Source organism: Propioniciclava sp. (genome assembly GCF_047602245.1).
Classification (GTDB): Bacteria; Actinomycetota; Actinomycetes; order Propionibacteriales; family Propionibacteriaceae; genus Propioniciclava.
Map to the genome: position 1 here is coordinate 381,956 of NZ_JASGHT010000001.1, position 25,385 is coordinate 407,340.

The 25,385-nt window shown below is 68.0% G+C and carries 14 protein-coding genes and 3 rRNA genes; all 17 read right to left on the reverse strand.

Features of this window, described 5'->3' with window-relative positions:
* Nucleotides 1-2: 2 nt before the first annotated feature.
* Complete coding sequence (locus QM708_RS01835) at nt 3-3,788, reverse strand: amino acid adenylation domain-containing protein (protein ID WP_415103830.1); 3,786 nt, start codon at nt 3,786-3,788, stop codon at nt 3-5.
* On the reverse strand, nt 3,785-4,735 hold the full coding sequence (locus tag QM708_RS01840) for an isochorismatase family protein (RefSeq protein WP_415103832.1): 951 nt from the start codon (nt 4,733-4,735) through the stop codon (nt 3,785-3,787). The genes QM708_RS01835 and QM708_RS01840 overlap by 4 nt, the downstream gene beginning before the upstream one ends.
* A gap of 11 nt (nt 4,736-4,746) precedes the next feature.
* Entirely contained in the window at nt 4,747-6,393 is a 1,647-nt protein-coding gene (locus QM708_RS01845) for a (2,3-dihydroxybenzoyl)adenylate synthase (protein WP_415103834.1), read from the reverse strand.
* Nucleotides 6,390-7,505 carry an isochorismate synthase gene (locus QM708_RS01850; protein ID WP_415103836.1) on the reverse strand — a complete coding sequence of 372 codons (1,116 nt, stop codon included), beginning with the start codon at nt 7,503-7,505 and terminating at the stop codon, nt 6,390-6,392. Before QM708_RS01850 ends, QM708_RS01845 begins: the two co-directional genes overlap by 4 nt.
* Nucleotides 7,502-8,290 (reverse strand): SDR family oxidoreductase, encoded by a 789-nt coding sequence (locus QM708_RS01855; protein ID WP_415103838.1) that lies wholly within the window; start codon nt 8,288-8,290, stop codon nt 7,502-7,504. Before QM708_RS01855 ends, QM708_RS01850 begins: the two co-directional genes overlap by 4 nt.
* A 190-nt stretch (nt 8,291-8,480) precedes the next feature.
* Nucleotides 8,481-9,272 carry an ABC transporter ATP-binding protein gene (locus tag QM708_RS01860; RefSeq protein WP_415103840.1) on the reverse strand — a complete coding sequence of 264 codons (792 nt, stop codon included), beginning with the start codon at nt 9,270-9,272 and terminating at the stop codon, nt 8,481-8,483.
* Complete coding sequence (locus QM708_RS01865; protein WP_415103842.1) at nt 9,272-11,668, reverse strand: FtsX-like permease family protein; 2,397 nt, start codon at nt 11,666-11,668, stop codon at nt 9,272-9,274. Before QM708_RS01865 ends, QM708_RS01860 begins: the two co-directional genes overlap by 1 nt.
* A 144-nt stretch (nt 11,669-11,812) precedes the next feature.
* Nucleotides 11,813-11,929 (reverse strand): 5S ribosomal RNA (gene rrf, locus QM708_RS01870).
* A gap of 134 nt (nt 11,930-12,063) precedes the next feature.
* Nucleotides 12,064-15,177, reverse strand: a 23S ribosomal RNA gene (locus QM708_RS01875).
* Between the two features lie 436 nt (nt 15,178-15,613).
* Nucleotides 15,614-17,133: ribosomal RNA gene (locus QM708_RS01880) — 16S ribosomal RNA — on the reverse strand.
* The 16S, 23S and 5S rRNA genes sit together here, the layout of an rRNA operon.
* 644 nt (nt 17,134-17,777) lie before the next feature.
* Nucleotides 17,778-19,043 (reverse strand): tyrosine--tRNA ligase, encoded by a 1,266-nt coding sequence (gene tyrS, locus QM708_RS01885; RefSeq protein ID WP_415103844.1) that lies wholly within the window; start codon nt 19,041-19,043, stop codon nt 17,778-17,780.
* A 102-nt stretch (nt 19,044-19,145) separates the two neighbouring features.
* A complete protein-coding gene (gene argH / locus QM708_RS01890; RefSeq protein WP_415103846.1) occupies nt 19,146-20,561 on the reverse strand; it encodes an argininosuccinate lyase in 1,416 nt (471 codons plus the stop codon).
* The gene (locus QM708_RS01895; RefSeq protein WP_415103848.1) at nt 20,558-21,061 is read right to left on the reverse strand and encodes an arginine repressor; all 504 of its coding nucleotides are present in this window, start codon (nt 21,059-21,061) and stop codon (nt 20,558-20,560) included. The genes argH and QM708_RS01895 overlap by 4 nt, the downstream gene beginning before the upstream one ends.
* Complete coding sequence (locus QM708_RS01900) at nt 21,058-22,290, reverse strand: acetylornithine transaminase (protein WP_415103850.1); 1,233 nt, start codon at nt 22,288-22,290, stop codon at nt 21,058-21,060. Before QM708_RS01900 ends, QM708_RS01895 begins: the two co-directional genes overlap by 4 nt.
* A complete protein-coding gene (argB, locus tag QM708_RS01905) occupies nt 22,287-23,204 on the reverse strand; it encodes an acetylglutamate kinase (RefSeq protein ID WP_415103852.1) in 918 nt (305 codons plus the stop codon). The genes QM708_RS01900 and argB overlap by 4 nt, the downstream gene beginning before the upstream one ends.
* Nucleotides 23,201-24,355 (reverse strand): bifunctional glutamate N-acetyltransferase/amino-acid acetyltransferase ArgJ, encoded by a 1,155-nt coding sequence (gene argJ, locus QM708_RS01910; RefSeq protein WP_415103854.1) that lies wholly within the window; start codon nt 24,353-24,355, stop codon nt 23,201-23,203. Before argJ ends, argB begins: the two co-directional genes overlap by 4 nt.
* Complete coding sequence (gene argC, locus QM708_RS01915) at nt 24,352-25,383, reverse strand: N-acetyl-gamma-glutamyl-phosphate reductase (RefSeq protein WP_415103855.1); 1,032 nt, start codon at nt 25,381-25,383, stop codon at nt 24,352-24,354. Before argC ends, argJ begins: the two co-directional genes overlap by 4 nt.
* Nucleotides 25,384-25,385 lie beyond the last annotated feature (2 nt).

Here is a 25,385-nt window from a genome sequence, read left to right on the forward strand (position 1 = left end):
GTTCACCCCAGCAGGGTAGCGAGGATCGCGCCCACCTGGTCGGCCACCGGGCGGCGCACCAGGTCGCCGTGGGTGGAGTCGACCGGGTGCACGCGCACCGTTCCGCCGACGTGGCGCCGCCAGCCGTCCGCGTCCAGCCAATGTTCCGGACGCGGTGCCGTCGCGATGACCACGTCCACATCGCCGTCGAGCCGTCGGTGCTGCGAGGTGCGCACGATCCGGCTCGCCTCGATCACGCTGGCGATGCAGCCGTCCAGCACCGGAGCGGGAAGGGCGGCCAGCGCGCTACCGCCGCGGCGCAAGGCGTCCGCCACGGTGCCGCGGTCGACGCTCGCGCCCTCAGGCAGCAGGCTTTCGGCGCCGCCCAGCCGCAGGATGCCGATCAGCGCTTCCTCTTCGGCGGGCTCGGTGAGGTGCTGCCATTGGTCGGAGGGGTAGGCGTCCAGCAGGATGACCCGGCCCACCTGCTGCCCGTCCTGTTTCCCCAAGCAGGCCAGCATGTGCGCGGCCATGCCGCCGAGCGACCAGCCCGCGACGTGGAACGGGCGGCGCCCGATCTCGCGGCGGATCGCGGCGAGCTGGCGCCGGGCCAGCGCCTCGAGGTCGGCGACCGGTTCGGGCGCGCCCTCGGCGATGCCGGGCGCCTGCACGGTGAGGACGCCCTGGTCCAGCGGCAGCGCCGACAGCAGCCCGGCGTAGCACCAGCCCAGCCCACCGGCGGGCGGCAGCAGCACCAGCGGCACCCGCTCGCCCACCGGGCGCAACACCAGCACCTCGGCCAGATCGGAACGGTCTCGGTCGCCCGCGAGCGCGGCCAGCCCGGCGGCGGTCGGGTGGGCGAACACATCGGCCAGCGTCAGTTCCAATCCGAGGTGGCTGTCGGCCTCGGCGATCAGCCGCAGCACCCGCAGCGAATCACCGCCGAGGGCGAAGAAGTCGTCGTCGGGGCCGACGGTCTCGGCCCCCACCACGTCGGCGATGATCGCGCACAGCCGCTGCTCGCACAGGTCGCGCGGGGCGCTCTCGCCGGCGGCGACCCGACGCGGCGGGGCGATCTCGGCGAGCCGGCGGCGGTCGGTCTTGCCGCTGGTTCCCAGCGGAATCTCAGCGACCGGAATCCAGTGCGCAGGCACGAAGGACGCCGGCAGCGCGGCCGAGGCCGCCGCCCGCAGCGCGGTCTCGACGGCGTCCGGATCGGCGTCCTCGGCGATGGCGAACCAGCAGACCAGCGCCTCGTCGACCACGCCGACCGCTGCGCCGGCCAGGCCGGGCGCCCCGGCCAGCGAGGCTTCGATCTCGCCCAGCTCGACGCGCTGGCCGCGCACCTTCACCTGGTCGTCGGTGCGGCCGAGGTAGCGCAAGGCTCCGTCGGGCCGCCAGGCGGCCAGGTCGCCGGTGCGGTACAGCCGGCCGTACGGCGTCCGCACGAACCGCTCGGCGGTCAGGTCGGGGCGTCCGACGTAGCCATCGGCCAATTGGACGCCGCCCAGCCACAGTTCACCGGTCGCCCCGATAGGCACCGGCTCCAGGCCGGAATCGAGCACATAGCAGGAGGTGTTCCACACCGGACGCCCGATCGGGACCACCTCGTCACCCACCGCGCAGTCCCAGCAGGTCACGTCGACCGCGGCCTCGGTGGGGCCGTACAGGTTCGTCGGCGCCACCCCGAACCAGCGCGCGGAACCGTCCACCAGGTCGGGGGTCAGCGCCTCGCCGCTGGTCACCACGTGTCGCACCCGGCCCGCGGACACCCGTTCCCGGGCGCGAGGATCGGCGAGCAGCGCGCGCAGCATCGACGGCACGAAGTGGAGCACGTCGATGTTCTCGGTCACCACCAGGTCGGCGATCGCGCGCGGATCGCGGTGCGCGCCCGGCTCGGCGATCACCACGGTGGCGCCCACCTGCAGCGGCCAGTACAGCTCCCACACCGACACGTCGAACGAGATCGCCGTCTTGTGCAGCACCCGGTCGCCGGCGCGCAGCGGCAGGTGGTGCTGCATCCAGGCCAGCCGGTTGTCGATGGCGCGATGGCCGACCAGGACGCCCTTGGGCCGCCCCGTCGAACCCGAGGTGAAGATCAGATAGGCGGGCGCATCGGGCTGGGCGAAAACCGGCGCCTCACCGCGCTCGGCGGCCAGATCATCGGACGCGGTGATGACCAGCGCGGCACGGGCGTCCTCGAGCATCGCCTCGACCCGGGCCGACGGCAGATCGGGATCGACCGGTAGATAGACCGCCCCCAGCAGGGCGAGCGCATGCACCGCCTCGTAGAGCGCGAAGCCCCGCTCCAGCGCCACGCCCACCACGTCGCCAGGCCCGACCCCGCGGGCCACCAGCCCCACGGCCAGGCGGTGCGCGGCCTCGGACAACTGCGCATACGTCCTGGTCTCGCCCCGGAACACCAGCGCGGGGGCGTCCGGCGTCCGGGCCGCCTGGGCGGCGAACCGTTGCCCGAGCGTGGCCGATTCCCGCTCGACGAAGGTGTCGTTGAAGCCGGTCAGCACCCGCTCGCGTTCCTCGGCGGGAAGCAGCGCGAGGTCGGCGATCCGCGCCTGAGGCTCGGCGGCATAGGCCCCCAGCCAGTGCGTGAGCCGCGCCAGATGCAGGTCGATCTCGTCGGCGGAGTACAGGTCGGGGTTGGCGTCGATCTCCAGCCGGACGACGCGGCCGCGGCCCGGCGTCCCGCGCAGGCAAATGGTCATGTCCTCGACCGGTCCCGCGGTCAGGTTACGGACGACCCCGACCGCCTCGCCGAGGTGCAACTCCAACTCGAAGGGGACGATATTGACCTGGGCGCCGAACAACTGGCCGCCGGTCAGGGTGGCCAGCCGGCGGGCGAGCCGTTCCTGCCGCTCGAAGGGATGGGTGCGCACCGCGGCCTGCTCGGCCAAGGTGGCGCGTAGCGCGTCCGCGACGGTGCCGTCGGCGGGCACCGTGACGGGCAGCACGTTCATCGCGGTGCAGACGGTGTGTGCCGAGGGCAGCGCGCCGACGCCGGGGATGGTCCGGTTCATCAGCGGGACGCCGACGCGCACCGACGCCGCTGAGCCCATCCGGGCGATGTAGCCGCCGACGGCGGCCACGAACAGGTCGGGCCATCCGGCCCGCTGCGCCCGCGCGCTGCTCACCAGCAGCTTCTGGGTCGCCGCGTCGAGTTCGACGCTCCGCTTGATCGCCGTCGCCGCCGGAGCCGCGATCCGCCCGGCCAGCGAGGCCGAACCGGTCATCGCGCCGAGGCGTTCCTCCCAGAACGCGGCGGCGCCGGCATCGTCGGCCCGGGCCAGGTCGTCGGCGACCACTTCGGCGAGCCCGACCGGGGCGTCGGCCACAGCGGCGCCGTCGTACAGTTCGCAGATCCGGCGCAGCAACTGCTGCACCCCGTAGCCGTCGAGCACGACGTGGTGGGCGGCATGGAACCACCAGGTCCGGCCGTCCGGCAGCGCGAGCAGCGCGGCCCGCACCACATCCCCGGCGGCGGGATTCATCGGCCGGGCCAGGTCGGCCCGCATCCATGCCTCGGCCGCGCCGGCGTCCGGCACCTCGATCGACCGCAGCCGCGGCACCGCCTCGCCCACCCGTTGTTCGGGTCCGGACGCCGTGGTGCGGAACTCGGCGCGCAACTGCTCGAATTCGCGGTAGGCCTGGGTGTGCGCGGCGGCCAGCCGGGCGGCGTCGATCGCGCCGGTGATCTCGACGACCTCGGCCGTGGTGTAGCAGGGATTCTCCGGCGCGAGTTCGTGCGCGAAGTACAGGCCGCGCTGCGCGGAGGTCAGCGGAAGCCAGCTCATGAGCGCGCCGACACCGTACCCTGCTCACGGAGGAAGGCGATGTTCGGGCGGCGGGTGAACTCGCCGAAGTCGATATCGGCGCCCGCATCCAGCAGTCGGTCGAGCATCTCGAAGGCGCGCATCGAGTCCAGGCCGAGCGAGAAGAGGTCGGTCTCGGGGGCGGCGAAGGCCGCGGCGACGGCGTCCTCGGCAAGCAGGCCCTCCAGCGAGCCGCGCAGTTCGTCGTCCCACCCGCCACCCGCCTGGTTCTCCGCGCCCGCATCACTCGCGTCACCCGCATCGCTCGCGGTGCCGGACGCCTCGGGCGCCGGGGTGCGGGACGCCAGCGCGTCCACCACCTCGGCCGCGACGGTGACCACACCGCAGCAGTCGGCGACCTGCGCGAGGGCGCGCTCGTGATCGGCGAGGCCGAAGTCGGCGATGCCGTCGGCGACCACAAACGGCGCCACCTCACGCTGGAACGCATCGTAAGCGGTGGCCAGCACCCCGATGTGGGCGTAGACGCCGACGATCACCAGCTGGTCGCGGCCGAGCGCGGCGAGCCGGTCGCCGAAGTCGCTCTTCGCGAACGCGCTGTAGCGGCGCTTGTCGAGCACGACCTCGCCGTCACGCGGCGCGATAGCTGGGAGGATCGCGGTGTCTTCGGGGGCGGAGGTCATCCCGGGGCCCCAGGCCTCGCGCTGCAGGCCGCGCTCGACCGGATCCTGGTCGCCGTGCTGGGCGGTGTAGAACACCGGCACCCCGGCGGCCCGGGCGGCCTGCAGGATCGCGGCGGTGGATTCCACCGCGCGGGTCAGCGCGGGGCAGCCGGGCGCGAACGGGCGCACGAAGTACTGCTGCAGGTCGTGCACCAGCACGGCGGCGCGAGCAGGATCGAGCGTCCAGTCGAGTCGGTTCGCCGGAGTCTGGGTGGGGGTGGCGTAGTCGATCAGTGCGGGGAGCGGCATGGGTGGTGTCCTCAGCGGTGGTCGGCGGTCTGGGCGGGCAGGAGTTGCGCGGCGAGCATCTGGCGCAGTTCGCGCCGGCTGTTCTTGCCGACGTGCGTCTCGGGGAAGGCGTCGAGGAACTCGACCCGGTCCGGCATCTTGTAGGACGCCAGCCCGGCTTGGGCCATCCGCTCGGTGAGGTCGGCCGGACGCGGACGCCCCGGCTCGGCGCGGACGACCAGGCAGATGCTCTCGCCGAGGTAGGGATCGGGAAGCCCGATCGCGACCGCGTCGAGGACGTCCGCATGGGCGAGCGCCAGGCCTTCGATCTCGTCGGTGGCGATCTTCTCCCCGGCCCGGTTGATCTGGTCCTTGTCGCGGCCGGTGACGATCAGGTGGCCGCTGGGCAGCTGCCGCACCCGGTCGCCGGTGCGGTAGAAACCATCAGCGGTGAACGAGTCCCGGTTGGGCCCGCCGTGCGGGTCGCCGGGCCGGTAGTAGCCGCGGATCGTGTACGGCCCGCGGGTGAGCAGGCTGCCCTCCTGCCCGGCGGGCACCGGGTTGTCGTCCTCGTCGACGATCAGGATCTCGTCGTCGGGGCTGATCGGGGTGCCCTGGGTGGTGAGCACCAGCTCGTCCGGATCATCGTCGCGGGTGTAGTTGACCAGCCCTTCGGCCATGCCGAACACCTGCTGCAGCCGGGCGCCGAGCACGGGTTCGATCTCGGCGGCGACGGAGTCGGCGAGCTTGGCACCACCCACCTGGACGGTGCGCAGCGAGGACAGATCGGGGGTGCGGCGCCGGGCCGCCGAGATCCAGGCCTGGGCGAGCGGCGGCACCAGCGCGGCCGTGGTCACCCGTTCGCGGGCGATCAGCGCGAAGGCGGTGCGCGGGCTGGGGTCGGGCGCGAGCACGACCCGTCCGCCGGCGTGCAGGACTCCGAGGATGCCGGGCGAGCTCATCGGGAAGTTGTGCGCCGCGGGCAGCACCACCAGCATCACGGTGTCCTCGCTCAGCCCGCAGATGGTCGCGGACTCGCGCACCGAATAGAGGTAGTCGGCGTGCGTGCGCGGGATCAGCTTGGCCACCCCCGTGGTGCCGCCGGACAGCTGCAGGAACGCGACATCCTCCGCCTGGACGCCCGGCGCGGACACCGCTGGCAGGTCGCCGGCTTCCCAGCTGCGCACGTCGATCAGCGCCGGCGGTTCGACCCCCTGTTCGCCGACCCGCTCGGCGACGACCGCGTGCAGGGCGCGCAGATCATCGGTGGCCACCACGATCGCGACGGCGTCGGCGATGGTGCAGAACTGGGTCAGTTCCAGTTCGCGGTGGGTGGGCAGCGCGAAGATCGGCAGCGCGCCGAGCCGGAACAATCCGAGCACCACCGCGACGAAGTCGGTGATGTTGGGCAGCGCCACCACCACCCGGTCGCCGGCCCCGACACCGGACGCCGCGAGCCGGGCCGCGGTCTGCTCGGACGCCTGGGCCAGGTCGGCGTAGCTCCACCGGGTCTCGCGCCCGTGGGCGTCACGGCCGGCGACCGCGATATTGGCGGCGAAGCGGGTGGTGCGTTCGGCCAGGAATGCGGGGAAGGTCTCCTCGGTCCAGTAGCCCTGTTCGCGGTAATGGCGCCGGACGTCCTCGGGCCAGGTCGGGAAGGCGGCCAGCGGGCTCCTCACAGTCCCACCGCCCGCGCCATCGTGGCCAGCTTGGCGCCGGTCTCGCGCACCTCGGCGTCCGGTTCGGAGCCTGCGACGATGCCCGCGCCCGCGAACAGGCGCAGGCGGGCACCGTGCAGGACGCCGGAGCGGATCGCGACCGCGAACTCGCCGTCACCGGATCCGTCCACCCAGCCGACCGCGCCCGCGAGCGGGCCGCGCAGGTCAGGCCCTTCGATCTCGGCGATCACGTCCAGCGCCGCCCGGGTCGGCACGCCACCGACCGCGGGGGTGGGGTGCAGCAGTTGCGCCAGGTGCAGCGCGCTCGGTCCGCTCCCGGGATCGATCCGGGCCTCGACCGAGCTGGCCAGGTGCCACAGCGTGTCGGTGCCGAGCAGGCGTGGCCGGGCGTCGGCGCGCAGTTCCCGCGCGACCGGGCGCAATGCGGCCACGATCTCGTCGACGACATAGGCGTGCTCGTCGAGATCCTTGCTCGAATCCAGCAGCGCCTCCGCGCGGCGGGCGTCCTCGGCAGGATCCTCCGAGCGGGGCACCGACCCGGCCAGCGGCAGACTGCTCACCGCCGCGCCCCGGCGCCGGACTAGCAGTTCGGGGCTGCCGCCGACGAGCACCGGCCCCGAGATCAGGTCGTCCGACAGCGGCACACTGAAGATGTAGCGGCCCGGGCGGGTGCGCAGCAGCCGCGCCACCAGCTCTTCGGCGCGCAGCGGCGGCTCGCTCACCACGTCGAGGCAGCGCCCGAGCACCACCTTGTCGATCTCGCCGCGGGCGATCCGGGCGAGAGCGTCACTGACGCCGCGGGCATATTCGCCGGCGGTCGGCCGTTCGGTGACGGCATGGCGATGCTGCACGCCTCGCGCAGCCGGGGTCGCGAAGTGCCCCGAGCCGACGATCCGGTGCATCACCGCCACCCCATCCGGCGCGAAGGGCAGCACGCCGACGGCGCGCTGATCGGCGTGCAGGGAGGCGACGACCGCGTCGGCCCACTGACCGCTGCTCGGCGCCATCCAGGTGTCGAGCACGTGTTCGGCGACGATGTTCTCCTCGCCGGTGAAAAAGACCAGTTCGGCGTCCACGATCGGGGCCAGCGCATCCTCCAGTAGTTCGGTCACAGCGAGGCTCCTCCATCGACGTAGATCTGTTGCAAGGTGACGTGCCGGGCGGCGTCCGAGAGCAGGAAGGCCACCGTCTCCGCGACGTCCTCGGGCTTCCCGACGCGTCCGAGCGGGATGCCCACGCGGTAGGTTGTGGGGTCGCCGTGGAGCGTACCCGACAGGCCCGATTCCTCATCGGGCCACAGCGCGTGCAGCATCGGCGTATCCGTCGATCCGGGCTCGACGACGTTGCAGCGGACGCCGCGGGCGGCCAGCTCCAGGCCGGCGGCGCGGGCGAGCGCCGAGGTGGCCGCCTTGGATGCGCTGTAGGCGAGCATGCCCAGGCGCGGCACCCGGGCGGCGTTCGAGCTGACCACGACGATCGCGGCGCCGTCGCGGAGCCGGGTGCGCGCGGATTGCAGGCAGAGCAGGACGCCGGTGGTGTTCACGTCGAAGTGCCGCTGCCAGGATTCCAGGGTGGTGTCGGCCAGCCCGCCGGGTTCCAGGATTCCGGCCACGCAGGCGAGCCCGTCCAGCGGGCCCAGCGCATCGGTGGCGGTGGCGAAGGCGTCCTCGATCTGCTCCGGCGAGGTGAGATCGACCGTGAGCGGCAGCGCAGCGGACGCCCCCGCGGCCCGCGCCTCGTCGGCGACCAGGGCCAGACCGTCGGCGTCACGATCCAGCAGCGCGAGTGACGCCTGCGCGCGGGCGAGCCGGAGCGCGGTGGCCCGGCCGATGCCGGAGGCGGCGCCGGTCAGCAGCACCATGGGCCCGCGTTCAATTAACTGGGGGGAGGGAGGCATGCCTCAATATTAGGCTAGCCAGGCCTTACTAAAAGACCTTGTCCGACCCCTGAAGCACCCCTGGATACCCCAAATTTAGGGAGTCGACTTCAGGGGTGGTCCATGCCTTTTCGGAGTCCGTGCGGCCGTCGCATCGCGGCGGCGATCCGGTGGCCGCGGCGTTGCGATCCGGGGCCGGCGAGCGCGGAGCTCAGAAGCCCAGGCCCCGCAGCCAGACCAGCACCTCGTCCTCCCGCGCGCGGGCCTCGCCTTCGGTCCAGGCGCCCAGTGCGCGGGCGTCCACCACCGCCCCGTCGCGCAGGTAGACCACCCGGTCGGCGCGGGCGGCGCAAGCCGGGTCGTGGGTGACCATGACGATGGTGGTCTTGTCTCGGTGGATCGCGGTGAGCGCGTCCATCACCTCGGCGGTCACGCTGGTGTTGAGCGCGCCGGTCGGTTCGTCGGCGAACAGGATCGCCGGCTCGGTGGCGAGTGCCCGGCAGATCGAGGCCCGCTGCAGCTGCCCGCCCGATACCTGGGTGATGCCGTGGTCGGCGACGGCAGCGATGCCGAACCGGGCGAGCAACCCGTCCACCCGAGCCGTCACCGCGCCGGCCTGCTTCGGCGTCGCCTTCAGCGCGGGCAGCAGGATGTTGTCGCGAATGCTCAGGTTCGCCAGGAAGTGGGCCTGCTGGAAGATGAACCCCATCGTGGTCAGCCGCGCCCGGCTCATCTGGGCGTCCGTCAGCGAGGTCAGGTCGCGGCCCTGGAGTTCGACCCGGCCGGCGGTGGGCCGGTCCATGCCGCTGATGCAGTACAGCAGCGTCGACTTGCCCGAGCCGGAGGCGCCCATCACCACCAGGAACTCCCCGGTGGCGACGGTGAGGTCGATGCCCTGGAGCACGGTGGTGGGTGGCTCGGTCGAGAAGTAGGTCTTCTCCAGTCCCTTCACCACCAGGATGTCGGCAGGCGTGGTCATCGGTGTTCCCTTCGTGATGGTCATCAGCTGAGCCACCGGCTGACATCGGCCCCGCGCACCTTCCGCCCGACCGTGGCCGCGCTCACCGCGCCCACCCCGAGCAGCAGCAGCGGGTAGGCCAGGTAGACCAGCCAGGGGTTGGGGAGGAAGCTCAGCCGCGTGATCCCGATCCCCGCCGCCGACAGGGCCGCGCTCACCAGGGCCTCGCCGGCGGTCGCGGCGGCCAGGACGCCGAGGGTGACCCCCACCGTGACCGCGATCAGCGTCTTGAGCCGGATCTGCGCGGCGAGTTCGCTGCCACTGAAGCCGAGCACGGCGAGGATCGCCGTCCGGCTCCGTTCCCGCGCGCGGCGCAGATCCAGGTACAGGTACGACATCAGCAGCGCCACCCCGAGCGCGAAGACGGACGCCAGCACCGCCGCGCGCATCAGCCCGTCGGTGACGTAGGACAGCGTCTGCGCGGTGTAGGCGCGCATCGGCACGAACGAGGCCCCCGGAAATCCGCCGTCGTACTCGGCGGCCACCGCGGCGGGATCGGCGCCCTCGGCGAGGTCGAGATAGATCACATACCCGGACGCCCCCGTCGAGGCCTGGCCCTGCATCTTGGCGGTGCGCCCACCGCTGGTCACGTCCTGGTAGATGCCGCTCACCAGCGGCGTCCGTACCGCCGCGCCGTCGCGCACCGCGAGGGTGTCCCCCACTCCGACGCCGAACCGTTCCGCATTGAGCACCGACAGCGCGATCTCACCCTCCAGCGGACGCCGCCCGTGCAGGAATTCGACCGAGGTGGCGTGATCCCCGACGTCCACCCGTAGCGTCTCCCATCCTTCCGGCCCCTCGGCCTCGTGCATCTCGCGCCCGTAGACGTGCGCGCTGGCGACACGGTCGTCGCGCTCGAGGGTGGTGAGCAGGGCGGCCCGGGTGGCGTCCAGTTGGTCGGCGAATTGCAGGTCGACGCGCAGGTCGCTATCGGCGGCCCCCAGGTAGGTGACGAACCGGGGACTGGTCAGCGTGCTCAGCAGGTTGGTGGGCAGGATCATCAGCACCGCCGCCAGCCCGAAGACCAGGGTGATCAGCGCCCACTGCCGCGCGTCCGCACGCAGGTCGGTGAGCGCCAGCACGCGGTTCACGTCGCCGCCGCGGAACGATGCGAACGCCGAACGATGCGCCCCTCCGGCCCGCCGGCGGGCCTGACGTGCGGCGCCGCGTTCGGTCAGCGTGGTGCCGTGCACCAGCGCGCCCACCACCTCGATCCTACCGACGCCGTTGAGGACGCCGCGGCAGATGCCGATCACCAGGGCGAACATGACCGCCAACGCCAGCGCCGGAGCCAGCACGGTGGCCGGTCCCAGTACCGCCTGGCCGTAGCTGCGGCGCACGTCGGCGGTCAGCGCCTGCGCCGCGGGTGCGGCCGCGAGGCCTCCGGCCAGACAGGCGGCCAGGGCGAGCAGCACGTACTTGGCCAGATACATCGCCGCGATCGTGGAGTGCGGAAGGCCGATCGCCTTCATCGCGCCGATCTCGCGGACCTCGTCCTGCACCGTCCCGCGGATCACGAACCGCACACACAGCAGCGCGATCCCGATCAGCAGCACGCCGACGAACACCAGCGCGAAGGCGACCAGACCGCCGCTGATCGCATTGATCATCCGGATCATCGAGTCGGTCACCGCCTGCCCATTGCGCGGCAGTGCCGAATCCGCCGTATACGCCGTCTGCAGCGCATCCGCTCCCGCGGGATCGTGCAGCCGGAACTCAACGATGATCTCCGGGACGCCGACTCCGTCGCGTACCAGGTGGGCAAAGTCCGCCTCCCCGATCAAGAAGCGGGTCGCCGACGACAACGAGGACGCCATCTGTGCGTCCCGCACGAAACCGGCGATGGTCCAGGTACGGACGCCCTCCGCGGTGGTCATCCGCAGCTCGTCCCCGGCCCGAAGCGCGAAGCGCTGCTGGTAGGCGACCGGAACATACACCTCGCCCGGCTGCGGACGCGGCGTCCGATCGGCCTCGTCGAGGAGGAAGTCGAAAGTATCGTTCTGGGTGACGAACAGATTGTCGATCAGGCTGTCGGCGATGCTGCCCGTCTCGCCGGTAGCCGGACGCCCCCACGCCAGCGCGCTGCTGTCGACGCCGATCATCTCTTCGATCAGCCAGGAACCGATCTCCTCGCGGCCGTTCGCGAACGCCTCGACGGCGGCGGGGTCATACTCGCCGGTGTGCATCTGCAGGAAGTGTGGCGGCTTGGCGTGCGAGAACAGCCGGTCGACCGCACCTGCGGACCTCTCCATCACCATCGCACCGGCGGCCATCAGGAACGCGCACAGCGTCAGCGTGACGACCAGCGCCAGACTGACGCCCCAGCCCTTGCGCAGGTCGTTGAGCGCGTAGCGCACGTTCATGGAGGTCCGCACGGCCATGAGTCTGCCCCACCGGCGGAAATCTCCGATACCCCCGGACGGCCGAATCAGGGGTGATCCAGGGGACCACACCTCACTTCGGAGAAATAGAAAAAGGGGAGGAACCTTGCGAGTTCCTCCCCTTTGTTTCACCCTGTTGGGTGTGTTCGGCGGTGTCCTACTCTCCCACACCCTGGCGGGTGCAGTACCATCGGCGCTGTCAGGCTTAGCTTCCGGGTTCGGGATGGGACCGGGCGTTTCCCTGACGCTATGACCACCGTAACAATCTTGAGTTGTCTTCCCACACCCGCAAGCATGGGGGAATTACCGAACGTTGTTTGTTGGTTGGGATATCGTATAGTGGACGCGAGCAGAAGCTTTAAAGTAGTTTGGGTTGCCAACCATATTGTTGGTGGTGTGACAAGCCCTCGGCCTATTAGTACCAGTCAGCTCCACACATTGCTGTGCTTCCACGTCTGGCCTATCAACCCCATGGTCTGTAGGGGGCCTTACCCACTCGATGGTGGTGAGAGTCCTCATCTTGAAGCATGCTTCCCGCTTAGATGCTTTCAGCGGTTATCATTTCCCAACGTAGCCAACCAGCCGTGCACCTGGCGGTACAACTGGCACACCAGAGGTTAGTCCGTCCCGGTCCTCTCGTACTAAGGACAGCCCTTCTCAAGACTCTAACGCGCGCAGCGGATAGGGACCGAACTGTCTCACGACGTTCTAAACCCAGCTCGCGTGCCGCTTTAATGGGCGAACAGCCCAACCCTTGGGACCGACTCCAGCCCCAGGATGCGACGAGCCGACATCGAGGTGCCAAACCATGCCGTCGCTATGGACGCTCGGGCAAGATCAGCCTGTTATCCCCGGGGTACCTTTTATCCGTTGAGTGACGGCGCTTCCACATGCCACCGTCAGATCACTAGTCCCGACTTTCGTCCCTGCTCGACCTGTCGGTCTCACAGTCAAGCTCCCTTGTGCACTTACACTCAACACCTGATTGCCAACCAGGCTGAGGGAACCTTTGGGCGCCTCCGTTACCTTTTGGGAGGCGACCGCCCCAGTCAAACTACCCATCAGGCACTGTCCCTGAACCCGATCAGGGTCCTAGGTTAGATAACCAGAACGACCAGAGTGGTATTTCAACGATGACTCCACCCGAACTAGCGTCCGGACTTCACAGTCTCCCACCTATCCTACACAAGTCGTACCGATCACCAATACCAAACTATAGTAAAGGTCCCGGGGTCTTTCCGTCCTGCTGCGCGTAACGAGCATCTTTACTCGTAATGCAATTTCGCCGAGTTCGTGGTGGAGACAGCGCCCAAATCGTTACTCCATTCGTGCAGGTCGGAACTTACCCGACAAGGAATTTCGCTACCTTAGGATGGTTATAGTTACCACCGCCGTTTACTGGGGCTTAAGTTCACCGCTTCGCCTTGCAGCTAACGGTTCCCCTTAACCTTCCAGCACCGGGCAGGAGTCAGTCCGTATACATCGTCTTACAACTTGGCACGGACCTGTGTTTTTAGTAAACAGTCGCTTGGGCCTGGTCTCTGCGACCATCACCGCTACCAACCGCAAGGGTTGTCACGGGTCAGGTCCCCCTTATCCCGAAGTTACGGGGGTATTTTGCCGAGTTCCTTCACCACGATTCTCTCGATCGCCTTGGTATTCTCTACCTATCCACCAGTGTCGGTTTAGGGTACGGGCGGCTCACAACTCGCTCACGAAGCTTTTCTAGGCAGCATAGGATCACCCACACCACACCCAAAGGTGCAGTGCCATCAAGTCTCAGCCTGCATGGCACGCGGATTTGCCAACGTGCCGGCCTACGCTCTTAGCCCACGACAACCATCGCGTGGGATGGGCTACCTTCCTGCGTCCCTCCGCAGCTTGCCTACTACCAGTTCAGGTCACAGACTCAAACACCCACACACCCCGAAGGATGCGACGGATGCTCTTGCATGCTTAGTATCACCAGCCTCAGCACGGGCGTTGTTTCGCCGGTACCAGAATATCAACTGGTTGTCCATCGACTACGCCTGTCGGCCTCGCCTTAGGTCCCGACTTACCCAGGGCAGATTAGCTTGACCCTGGAACCCTTGGATATTCGGCGGACGGGTTTCTCACCCGTCATTCGCTACTCATGCCTGCATTCTCACTCGTGTGCCCTCCACGGCTGGGTCACCCCGCCGCTTCACCGGACACACGACGCTCCCCTACCCACCCACACACCTGGCGGAAAACCGCAGGTTCTTGTGTGAATGTCACAGCTTCGGCGGACTGCTTGAGCCCCGCTACATTGTCGGCGCAGAATCACTTGACCAGTGAGCTATTACGCACTCTTTCAAGGGTGGCTGCTTCCAAGCCAACCTCCTGGTTGTCTCAGCAACTCCACATCCTTTTCCACTTAGCAGTCCCTTAGGGGCCTTAGCTGATGATCTGGGCTGTTTCCCTCTCGACTATGAAGCTTATCCCCCACAGTCTCACTGCCGTCCTCTCACTTACCGGCATTCGGAGTTTGGCTGATTTCGGTAAGCTTGTGGGCCCCCTAGACCATCCAGTGCTCTACCTCCGGTAAGAAACAGACGACGCTGCACCTAAATGCATTTCGGGGAGAACCAGCTATCACGAAGTTTGATTGGCCTTTCACCCCTATCCACAGCTCATCCCCTCGGTTTTCAACCCAAGTGGGTTCGGGCCTCCACGACGTCTTACCGTCGCTTCACCCTGGCCATGGATAGATCACTTCGCTTCGGGTCTAGAGCATGCGACTCAAACGCCCTATTCGGACTCGCTTTCGCTACGGCTCCCCCACACGGGTTAACCTCGCCACACACCACTAACTCGCAGGCTCATTCTTCAAAAGGCACGCCGTCACCCCATTAAAGAGGCTCCGACGGATTGTAGGCGACCGGTTTCAGGTACTATTTCACTCCCCTCCCGGGGTACTTTTCACCTTTCCCTCACGGTACTTGTCCGCTATCGGTCATCAAGGAGTATTTAGGCTTAACGGGTGGTCCCGCCAGATTCACACAGAATTTCAGGGGTTCCGTGCTACTTGGGATACCAACCACGAGAACAACACATACACCTACACGACTATCACGCACTCTGGTCCGCCATTCAAACGGTTCGGCTTCGTATTGTTTTTATCACTCGTTCACCACAAGGCAGTATGGTGAGGCTGGTCCCACAACCCCCAGCATGCAACGCCTGCCAGCTATCACACACACCAGGTTTGGCCTCTTCCGCTTTCGCTCGCCACTACTCACGGAATCACAATTGTTTTCTCTTCCTATGGGTACTGAGATGTTTCACTTCCCCACGTTCCCTCCAACCACCCTATATATTCAGGTGGAGGTCGCCGGACATAACTCCGGTCACTTCGAGGTTTCCCTATTCGGACATCCACGGATCAAAGCTCGTTTACCAACTCCCCGTGGCTTATCGCAGGTTACAACGTCCTTCATCGGCTCTTGATGCCAAGGCATCCACCGATCGCCCTTAGTAGCTTGTCACCAAACAAAACGATCAACAACAAAAATCTACTTAAAGATGCTCGCGTCCACTATACAATTCTCAAACAACAAACAAACACACACCACCACACCAAACAAACCATCCGGTGCAATGACGAGCATCGTTCAACAGAACCAACACCCTCACACACAACAACCCCAAACCCGAAAGTCTGGGATTGTCACTAGAGTGTGTGGGTGGAAGTTCCAGAACCCAACAACGTGCACACCCCACACACCCCGACTACACCACCCGTTCCACACCAACACCCCCAAAAGGAAGGTTGGTAGTACTAGACATGATGCTTAAAGAGTGCATGAGACTCGATCAATGCTTCCACAAAAGTAAACCCGGCCACCCCACAACACGAACGGCTGTGCTAGATGGACAGTCCCCACGCCCAGTAAAGCGTGATGAACATGACGGGCTCCTTAGAAAGGAGGTGATCCAGCCGCACCTTCCGGTACGGCTACCTTGTTACGACTTAGTCCTAATCACCGATCCCACCTTCGACAGCTCCCTCCACAAGGGTTGGGCCACCGGCTTCGGGTGTTACCGACTTTCATGACTTGACGGGCGGTGTGTACAAGGCCCGGGAACGTATTCACCGCAGCAATGCTGATCTGCGATTACTAGCGACTCCGACTTCATGGGGTCGAGTTGCAGACCCCAATCCGAACTGAGACTGGCTTTACGGGATTCGCTCACCCTCACGGGATCGCAACCCTTTGTACCAGCCATTGTAGCATGCGTGAAGCCCTGGACATAAGGGGCATGATGACTTGACGTCATCCCCACCTTCCTCCGAGTTGACCCCGGCAGTCTCCCATGAGTTCCCACCATAACGTGCTGGCAACATAGGACGAGGGTTGCGCTCGTTGCGGGACTTAACCCAACATCTCACGACACGAGCTGACGACAGCCATGCACCACCTGTCAACCGGCCAAAAAGGCACACCCATCTCTGGATGCTTCCGGCAGATGTCAAACCCAGGTAAGGTTCTTCGCGTTGCATCGAATTAATCCGCATGCTCCGCCGCTTGTGCGGGCCCCCGTCAATTCCTTTGAGTTTTAGCCTTGCGGCCGTACTCCCCAGGCGGGGCACTTAATGCGTTAGCTACGGCACGGAGAACGTGGAATGTCCCCCACACCTAGTGCCCACCGTTTACGGCGTGGACTACCAGGGTATCTAAGCCTGTTTGCTCCCCACGCTTTCGCTCCTCAGCGTCAGGAAAGGTCCAGAGAACCGCCTTCGCCACCGGTGTTCCTCCTGATATCTGCGCATTCCACCGCTCCACCAGGAATTCCGTTCTCCCCTACCTTCCTCAAGTCTGCCCGTATCGAAAGCAAGCCCACAGTTAAGCTGCAGGTTTTCACTTCCGACGCAACAAACCACCTACGAGCCCTTTACGCCCAATAAATCCGGACAACGCTCGCACCCTACGTATCACCGCGGCTGCTGGCACGTAGTTAGCCGGTGCTTCTTCTCCAGGTACCGTCCAAATTCGCCCCTGGCGAAAGCGGTTTACAACCCGAAGGCCTTCATCCCGCACGCGGCGTTGCTGCATCAGGCTTTCGCCCATTGTGCAATATTCCCCACTGCTGCCTCCCGTAGGAGTCTGGGCCGTATCTCAGTCCCAGTGTGGCCGGTCGCCCTCTCAGGCCGGCTACCCGTCAAAGCCTTGGTAGGCCATCACCCCACCAACAAGCTGATAGGCCGCGAGCCCATCCCCCACCAAAAAATCTTTCCACCCCACAGCATGCGCCATAAAGTGAATATTCGGTATTAGCCACCGTTTCCGGCAGTTATCCCAAAGAGGGGGGCAGGTTACTCACGTGTTACTCACCCGTTCGCCACTAACCACAAAAACCGAAGTCTCCGAGGTCCGTTCGACTTGCATGTGTTAAGCACGCCGCCAGCGTTCGTCCTGAGCCAGGATCAAACTCTCCATCGAAAACTCGACAAAAAAGTAAGAAACCCAACCCTTTATAAAAAGGTTGAAAAATTTCAACTACTCAAAAGAAACCAACAACAAGTGTTGGCAACGAGGACACACAAACCAATATGACATGATTCATGTGCAAAAAATACAACCACAACCAACCAAACAAAATCGGTTGACCATGATCGACTGGCATTGACCTAAGCACGCTGTTGAGTTCTCAAACTTCCACCACCAAACCGAACAACCCGGGTTATTTCCCCCGCGCCCTTCGGTAAGGCACTCGTAATACTTTAGAGAGTCTTTCTCGCCGAGTCAAATCGGCGTTTCCAGCCTCTTGGAGCCTCATTTCGAGAAGGTTAGAAAGGCCCTCACGAAGCTTTGACCCCCGAAACCCCATGGCGATTAACCCTAGTTCTTAGGGTTGAACGTCGTTGGTAGTTTCGGCTCTCGGGAATCTTCGAAGCTGCCTTTCGGCTTCTTCGTCGCTCCCCCGAGCGCTTGGTAAAGATTACACGGGTGTTTCACGCGATGCAAATCGGCCGAAGGGTGTCGGCCTCACGGAGGCGTCCGGCCTTGTCAGAGGTAGATACACCGGACCGCCGCCACGCGCGAGGCGTGACGGCGGTCCGAACGTGGTGCCAGCGGGCAGCGGATCAGCGGACGATCTCCACCGCGCCGACGGTCTTGCGGCCGCGGCGCACGACCACCCAGCGGCCGGCCAGCAGGTCGTCGGAGGTGAGGACGGCGTCCGGGTCGGTGACCTTCTCGTTGTTGAGGTAGCCGCCGCCCTCGCCGATCGCCCGGCGCGCCTCGCCCTTGCTCTTCACCACGCCGCCGGCGAGCAGCAGGTCGACGACCGAGGGCCAGCTCTCCCCTACCTCGAGGCGTCCGGCACCCAACTCCTTGCCCACGGCGGCCAGGGTGTGCGCGTCCAGCTCGGGCAGAGCACTGCGCCCGAACAGCGCGGCGGCGGCGGCCTCGGCCGAGCGGCGTTCGGCCACCCCGTGCACCAGGTCGGTGATGTCGTCGGCGAGGGCGCGCTGGGCCACCCGCAGGAACGGCTTCTCGGCCTGCTGGGCCTCGATCGCCTCGATCTCCTCGCGGGAGCGCTCGCTGAACACCTTGAGGTAGGCCATCACCATGGCGTCCTCGGCGTTCAGGAAGTACTGGTGGAAGGCGTACGGCGAGGTCATCTCCGGATCCAGCCAGACGGTGCCCGCCTCGGTCTTGCCGAACTTGGTGCCGTCGGCCTTGGTGAGCAGCGGGGTGGCCAGCGCGTGCACGCGGGCGCCGTCGGAGCGGCGCAGCAGCTCCACCCCGGCGGTGATATTGCCCCACTGGTCCGATCCGCCGGTCTGCAGGGTGCACCCGTAGCTGCGGTACAGCTCCCGGTAGTCCAGCGACTGCAGCAGCACGTAGCTGAACTCGGTGTAGCTGATCCCGGTCTCCAGGCGGGCCTTGACCACCTCGCGGTCCAACATCCGGTTCACCGAGAAGTGCTTGCCGACGTCGCGCAGGAACTCCAGGGTCGACAACCCCGAGGTCCAGTCGTAGTTGTTCACCAGCCGCGCGGCCTGCGGGCCGTCCAAGTCGATGAGGCGTCCGACCTGGGCGCGGATGCGCATCACCCATTCGTGCACGACGTCCACGTCGTTCATCACCCGCTCGGCGGTCTGCTTCGGGTCACCGATCAGGCCGGTCGATCCACCCACCAGCAGGATCGGCCGGTGGCCGGCGCGCTGCAGCGCCCGGTGCACCATCAGTTGCACGAGGTTGCCCATGTGGATGCTGGGCGCCGTCGGGTCGAAGCCCACATACGCGCTGATCGGGCCCTCGTCCAGATGCGCGCCCAGCGCATCCAGGTCGGTGGAGTGCGCGATCAAGCCACGCCAGGACAGTTCGTCGATGACAGCGTTCACGGTCGGTCAGCCTATCCGCAGTGCCGCACTCCGCGACACATCGGGTGTGATCGTGCGGCGCATCGCCCCACCGCACCGGACGGCGTCACGCGCGAAACGCCGTCAGCCCTCCAGCCAGGACGCCGCGGCGTCCGTGGCGGCGCGGACTTCGCCGAGCTGAACCGCGACCTGGGCGCGGGCGGTGCCGCCGCGTCCGTCCCGGGCATTGATCGAGCCGTCGACCGAGAGCACGGCCAGGACGCCCTCGCCGAGCCGCGCGTCGATGGCGGGCAGGTCGGACGCGGTGAGGTCGTAGAGCTCGATGCCGCGGGTCTCGCAGTACTGCACCGCCGCGCCGGCCACCTCGTGCGCCTGCGCGAACGGCACCCGCTGCTTGACCAGCCAGTCGGCGACGTCGGTGGCGAGCGAGAATCCCTGCGGGGCGCGCTCGGCCATCCGCTCGGGATGGAAGCGCAGCGTGCCGATCATGCCGGCGACCGCGGGCAGCAGGATGCGCAGCTGATCGAGGCCGTCGAAGACGGGTTCCTTGTCCTCTTGCAGGTCGCGGTTGTAGGCCAGCGGCAGGCCCTTGAGAGTGGCGAGCAGGCCGGCGTGATTGCCGATCAGGCGTCCGGCCTTACCGCGGGCCAGTTCGGCGACGTCGGGGTTCTTCTTCTGCGGCATGATCGAGGATCCGGTCGACCAGGCGTCATCGAGGGTGGCGAAGCCGAACTCGACGGTCGACCAGAGGATGACCTCCTCGCTGATCCGGGACAGGTCGACCCCGATCATCGCCAGCACGAAGGTCGCCTCGGCGACCAGGTCGCGGGCGGCAGTGCCGTCGATCGAGTTGGGCACCGAGCCGGCGAAGCCCAGTTCGGCGGCGACGAACTCCGGGTCGAGGCCGAGCGAGGTGCCGGCCAGCGCCGCCGAGCCGTACGGCGACAGGGCCAGGCGGGCGTCCAGATCACGGATCCGGTCCACGTCGCGCAGCAGCGGCCAGGCGTGCGCGAGCAGGTGATGGCTGAGCAGCACCGGCTGGGCCGACTGCAGGTGGGTGCGGCCGGGCATCGGCACGCCGAGATGTGCGGACGCCTGCGCGTGCAGCGCATCCACCACACCGAGCACCTCGGCGGCGATGTGGCGCAGTTCCTCGCGCAGGTAGGCGCGGATCAAGGTGGCGATCTGGTCGTTGCGGGAGCGGCCGGCGCGCAGGCGTCCGCCCAGTTCGGGGCCGACCCGCTCGATCAGTCCGCGCTCCAGCGAGCCGTGCACGTCCTCGTCGGTGGGGGCGGCGACGAAGGCGCCCGAGGCGACATCGGCGTCCAGCTGGTCGAGGCCGGCGAGCATGCCGTCGAGTTCGCCGTCGGTGAGCAGCCCGGCGCGGTGCAGCGCGCGGGCGTGCGCGCGGGAGCCGTTGATGTCGTGGTGGGCGAGCCGCCAGTCGAACTGGGTCGACTTCGACAGCGCGAACATGGCGTCCGCGGGTCCGCCCGCGAACCGTCCGCCCCAGAGCCGTCCTTCGCCTGCCTCGCTCATGCGCTACCTTCCTTCTCGCCCGCGCTCATCGCGAGCAGGTGTTCCGCCAGCGCGGCCCCGCCTTCGGGGTCGCGGCTGACGATGAGAATCGAATCGTCCCCGGCGATCGTACCGAGGACGGCGTCCAGCCCCGCCTTGTCGATCGCCGAGGCCAGGAATTGCGCCGCGCCCGGCGGTGTCTTGGCGACGACCAGGTTCGCCGAGGCTTCGGCCGACAGCAGCAACTCGGACGCCAGCCGGATCAGCTTCGCCTGGGCGCGGCCCCGGTCGGCGGCCTCGACATCGCTGATCGCGTAGATCAGTTCGCCGCCGGCCGAGCGCAACCGCACGGCACCGACATCGACCAGATCCTTCGAGAGGGTGCCCTGGCTGACCACGAACCCGTCGCCGGCCAGCAGTTCGGCCAGCTCGGTCTGGGAGCGCACCGTCATCCGGGTGAGTAGATCGACGATCCGCCCTTGTCGCGCGGCCTTCGAGGCACCCACCGGACGCTCGCTCACCCCGCCTCCGCGGTCGCGGCGTCCAGCGCCTTGGCGAACGCGGCCACAAAGGCGTCGATCTCGGCCTCGGAGACGATCAGCGGCGGCGCCACCCGGACCACCGACGGCCGCGGCGCATTGGCGATCCAGCCGGCCTGCAACAGGCCGGCGACGACCGCCGGAGCGATCTCGTCGCGCAGCACGATGCCGCGCAGCAGCCCGCGACCGCGCACGGTGACGATGCCGGGGGCGTCCAGGGCGGCGATGCCGGCGGCCAGGCGTTCGCCCATCGCGGTGGCGCGGGCGAGCAGCCCGTCGCGCTCGATCACGCCGATGACGGCCAGGCCGGCGGCGGCCGCGACCGGGTTGCCGGCGTAGGTGCTGCCGTGGCTGCCGGGTTGCAGCAGGCCGGCGGCCGGTCCGGTCGCCACGCAGGCGCCGATCGGGAAGCCGTTGCCGAGGCCCTTGGCGAAGGTGACCAGATCGGCGGTCACTCCCGAGGACGCCGAGCACAGCCAGTCGCCGCAGCGGCCCAGGCCGGTCTGCACCTCGTCGATCCACAGCAGCGCGCCGTGCGCGGAGGCGATCCGGCGGGCGGCCCGCACGAACTCATCCCCCGGGTCGACGATGCCGTTCTCGCCCTGGATCGGCTCGATCAGGATCGCCGCCACCGTCTCGTCGACGGCCGCGGCCAGGGCGTCCGCGTCACCGTAGGGCACGAAGACGACCTCGCCGGGCAGTGGCGCGAACGGCTCGCGGTACTTCGGGTTCGAGGTCACCGCCAGGGCGCCCATCGTCCGGCCGTGGAAGCTGCCCTCCATGGCGACGATGCGGGTGCGGCCGGTCAACCGGGTCGCCTTGAAGGCGCACTCGTTCGCCTCGGTGCCGGAGTTGGTGAAGAACACCTTCGCCGGCGTGCCCGGCGCGTTCGCGGTGACGAAGCCGGTCAGCCGCTCGGCCAGCGACACCTGGGCGGGCGTGGCGAAGAAGTTGGACACATGCCCGAGGGTGGACAGCTGGGCGGTGATCGCCGCCAGCACCGCCGGATGCGCCTGGCCCAGCGAGGTCACCGCGAGCCCGGACAGGAAGTCGGTGTACTGGTGCCCGTCGGCGTCCCAGATCTGGGTGCCCTCGCCGCGCACGAAGACGCGCGCCGGCGTCCCGAAGGTGTTCATCATCACCTGGGTGTAGCGGTCCAGCCAGGCGGCCTGCGGGACGCCCGCGGACGCCGCCGTCACGAGATCGGTCACGAGGCCACCTCGTCGTCGGGGACCACCATGGTGCCCACGCCCTCGTCGGTGAAGACCTCCAGCAGGATCGAGTGCGGCTGGCGGCCGTCCACGATGGTGGCCAGCGGGACGCCGTCCTCGACCGCGGCCAGGCAGGCCTCCATCTTCGGGATCATCCCCGAGGCGAGGCTGGGCAGCAGCGCGCGCAATTCGGAGGTGGTGATCGAGGCGATGATCTCATCAGTGCTCGGCCAGTTCGCGTACAGGCCCTCGACGTCGGTCAACACGATCAGCCGGTCGGCTCCGAGTGCGGAGGCCAGCGCGGCGGCGGCGGTATCGGCGTTCACGTTGTGGATCGCACCCGCGGCGTCCGGAGCCACCGTGGCGACCACCGGAATGCGCCCGGCATCGATCAGGTCGGTGATCGCGTCGGTGTTCACCCCGACCACCTCGCCGACCAGCCCGAGATCGACGTCCTCGCCGTCGACGACGGTGCCGCGGCGCTGCGCGGTGAACAGGCCACCGTCCTCACCCGACATGCCGACCGCCAGCGGTCCGTGCGCGTTCAGCAGGTTGACCAGCTCGCGGCCCACCTGGCCGACCAGCACCATCCGGACGACGTCCATCGCCTCGGGCGTGGTGACCCGCAGGCCCCCCTTGAACTCGCTCTCGATGCCGAGCTTGCCGAGCATCTTGTTGATCTGCGGGCCGCCGCCGTGCACCACGACGGGGCGGATGCCGCAGCGGCGCAGGAAGACGACGTCCTCGACGAAGGCTTGCTTGAGCGCCTCGCTGGTCATCGCGTTGCCGCCGTATTTGATCACCATGGTGGCGCCGGCGTGCTTGGTCAGCCACGGCAACGCCTCGATCAGCGTGCTCGCCTTCGCGTACGCCGCGTGCTGCGTCGCCGCAGTGCGGGTGGTGGTGGGGCTCATGAGGAATACTCCGCGTTCTCTTTGACATAGTCGTAGGTCAGGTCGTTGGTCCACACGGTGGCGGACGCCGCACCGGCGGCCAGGTCGATCTCGACGGCCACCTCGCGGGGGGTGAGGTCGACCAGCGAGCGGTCCTCGCCGAGGCCGCCGCGGCGGAAGACGGTGACGCCGTTGAAGCTCACCGAGACCTGGTCGGGGTCGAACTCGGCGCCGGTGGTGCCCGCCGAGGCGAGCACCCGGCCCCAGTTGGGGTCATTGCCGAAGATGGCGCACTTGAACAGGTTCGACCGGGTCACCGCGCGGGCCACCTCGAGGGCGTCGTCCTCGCCGGCGGCATTCACCACGGTGACCGCGATGTCGTGGCTGGAGCCCTCGGCGTCGCTGAGCAACTGCCGGGCCAGCGACGCGCACACGCCGGTGAGCGCCTCGGTGAACGCGACCGGATCCGGCTCGATCCCGGAGGCGCCGCTCGCCATCAGGATGACGGTGTCGTTGGTGGACATGCAGCCGTCGGAGTCGGTGCGGTCGAAGGTGAGCCGGGTGGCCTCACGCAGGGCGGCGTCCGCCTGGCTCGCGGTCAGATCGGCGTCGGTGGTGATCACCACGAGCATGGTGGCCAGGGCCGGGGCGAGCATGCCCGCGCCCTTGGCCATGCCGCCGACGGTCCAGCCCTGTTCGGAGGTGACGGCGGCCTTCTTGGGCACGGTGTCGGTGGTCATGATCGCCAGCGCGGCGTCGTCACCACCATCGGCGGCCAGGGTGGCGGCCGCGGTGGCGATGCCGCTGGTCACGGCGTCCATCGGCAGGCGGACGCCGATCAGTCCGGTCGAGCAGACCGCGACCTGGTCGGGCGTGGTCTGCAAGGCGGACGCGACCGCCTGCGCGGTCGCCTGGGCGTCCGCGAAACCGTCGGCGCCCGTGCAGGCGTTGGCCCCGCCCGAGTTGAGCACCACGGCGTCCAGGCTGTGGTCGGCGAGCGCGGCGACCGACCACAGCACCGGGGCGGCCTGGAACCGGTTCGAGGTGAACACGCCGGCGGCCACCGGGGACGGGCCGAGGTTGCGGACCAGCGCCAGATCGTGGTTGCCACTGGCCTTGATGCCGGCCTTCACGCCGGCGGCGGTGAATCCCTGGGCTGCGGTGACGCTCACGGTGCGACTCCCAACGTGGTCAGGCCGAGGGTCTCGGGCAGACCCAGGGCGACGTTCATGGACTGGACGGCACCGCCGGCGGTGCCCTTGGTGAGGTTGTCGAGCGCGGCGACGGCGATCAGCCGGTTGGCGGCGCGGTCGACGGCCACCTGCACGTGCACGTGATTCGAGCCGAGGATCGACTGGGTCTGCGGCCACATCCCCTCCGGCAGCAGGTGCACGAAGGGCTCCTCGGCCCAGGCTTGCGCGTAGACGGCGCGGGCCTGCTCGGTGCTGACCGGTGCGAGCAGCGGCGCGGTGACCGTGGCGAGGATGCCGCGGGACATCGGCACCAGGATCGGCGTGAACGAGATGGTCGGGTCCGGCGCACCCAGCTTGCGGAAGTTCTGCGCCATCTCGGGGATGTGCCGGTGCACGCCGCCGACCCCGTAGGCGGACGCCGACCCCATCAGTTCGGCGCCGAGCAGGTGCGGCTTGAGCGCCTTGCCCGCGCCCGAGGGGCCGGTGGGTGCCACCACGACCACGTCGTGGCCGTCGACCAGCCCGCCGGTCAGGGCGGGGGCGAGCGCCAAGGTGACGGTGGTCGGGAAGCAGCCCGGCACCGCGATGCGCGTGGCACCGGCGAGCACCTCGCGCTGGCCGGGCAGCTCGGGCAGGCCATAGGGCCAGGTGCCGGCGTGCTCGGTGCCGTAGAACGCCGCCCAGTCCTCAGCCGATTCGAGCCGGAAGTCCGCACCCGCGTCGATCACCAGGGTGTCGTCGCCGAGTTGCTCGGCGACCTCGGCCGAGGCCCCGTGCGGCAGGCCGAGGAACACGACGTCGTGCCCGGCCAGATTCTCCGGCGTGGTGTCGGCCACCACGCGGTCGAACAGCGGGGTGAGGTGCTGGTGGTGAGCGCCCAGGCGCGTGCCCGCGGAGGACTTGGCCGTGAGAGCACCGATCTCGATGTCGTCGCGCCCGGCGAGGATGCGGAGAACCTCGCCCCCCGCATAACCCGTACACCCGGCGACCGCAATACGTAGCGTCATGG

Excerpts from the sequence above, each read along its gene's own strand:
- QM708_RS01835 (WP_415103830.1), bottom strand. The coding sequence starts at position 3,788 with ATGAGCTGGCTTCCGCTGACCTCCGCGCAGCGCGGCCTGTACTTCGCG.
- QM708_RS01840 (WP_415103832.1), bottom strand. The coding sequence starts at position 4,735 with ATGCCGCTCCCCGCACTGATCGACTACGCCACCCCCACCCAGACTCCG.
- QM708_RS01855 (WP_415103838.1), bottom strand. The coding sequence starts at position 8,290 with ATGCCTCCCTCCCCCCAGTTAATTGAACGCGGGCCCATGGTGCTGCTG.
- QM708_RS01860 (WP_415103840.1), bottom strand. The coding sequence starts at position 9,272 with ATGACCATCACGAAGGGAACACCGATGACCACGCCTGCCGACATCCTG.
- QM708_RS01865 (WP_415103842.1), bottom strand. The coding sequence starts at position 11,668 with ATGGCCGTGCGGACCTCCATGAACGTGCGCTACGCGCTCAACGACCTG.
- argH (WP_415103846.1), bottom strand. The coding sequence starts at position 20,561 with ATGAGCGAGGCAGGCGAAGGACGGCTCTGGGGCGGACGGTTCGCGGGC.
- argB (WP_415103852.1), bottom strand. The coding sequence starts at position 23,204 with ATGAGCCCCACCACCACCCGCACTGCGGCGACGCAGCACGCGGCGTAC.
- argC (WP_415103855.1), bottom strand. The coding sequence starts at position 25,383 with ATGACGCTACGTATTGCGGTCGCCGGGTGTACGGGTTATGCGGGGGGC.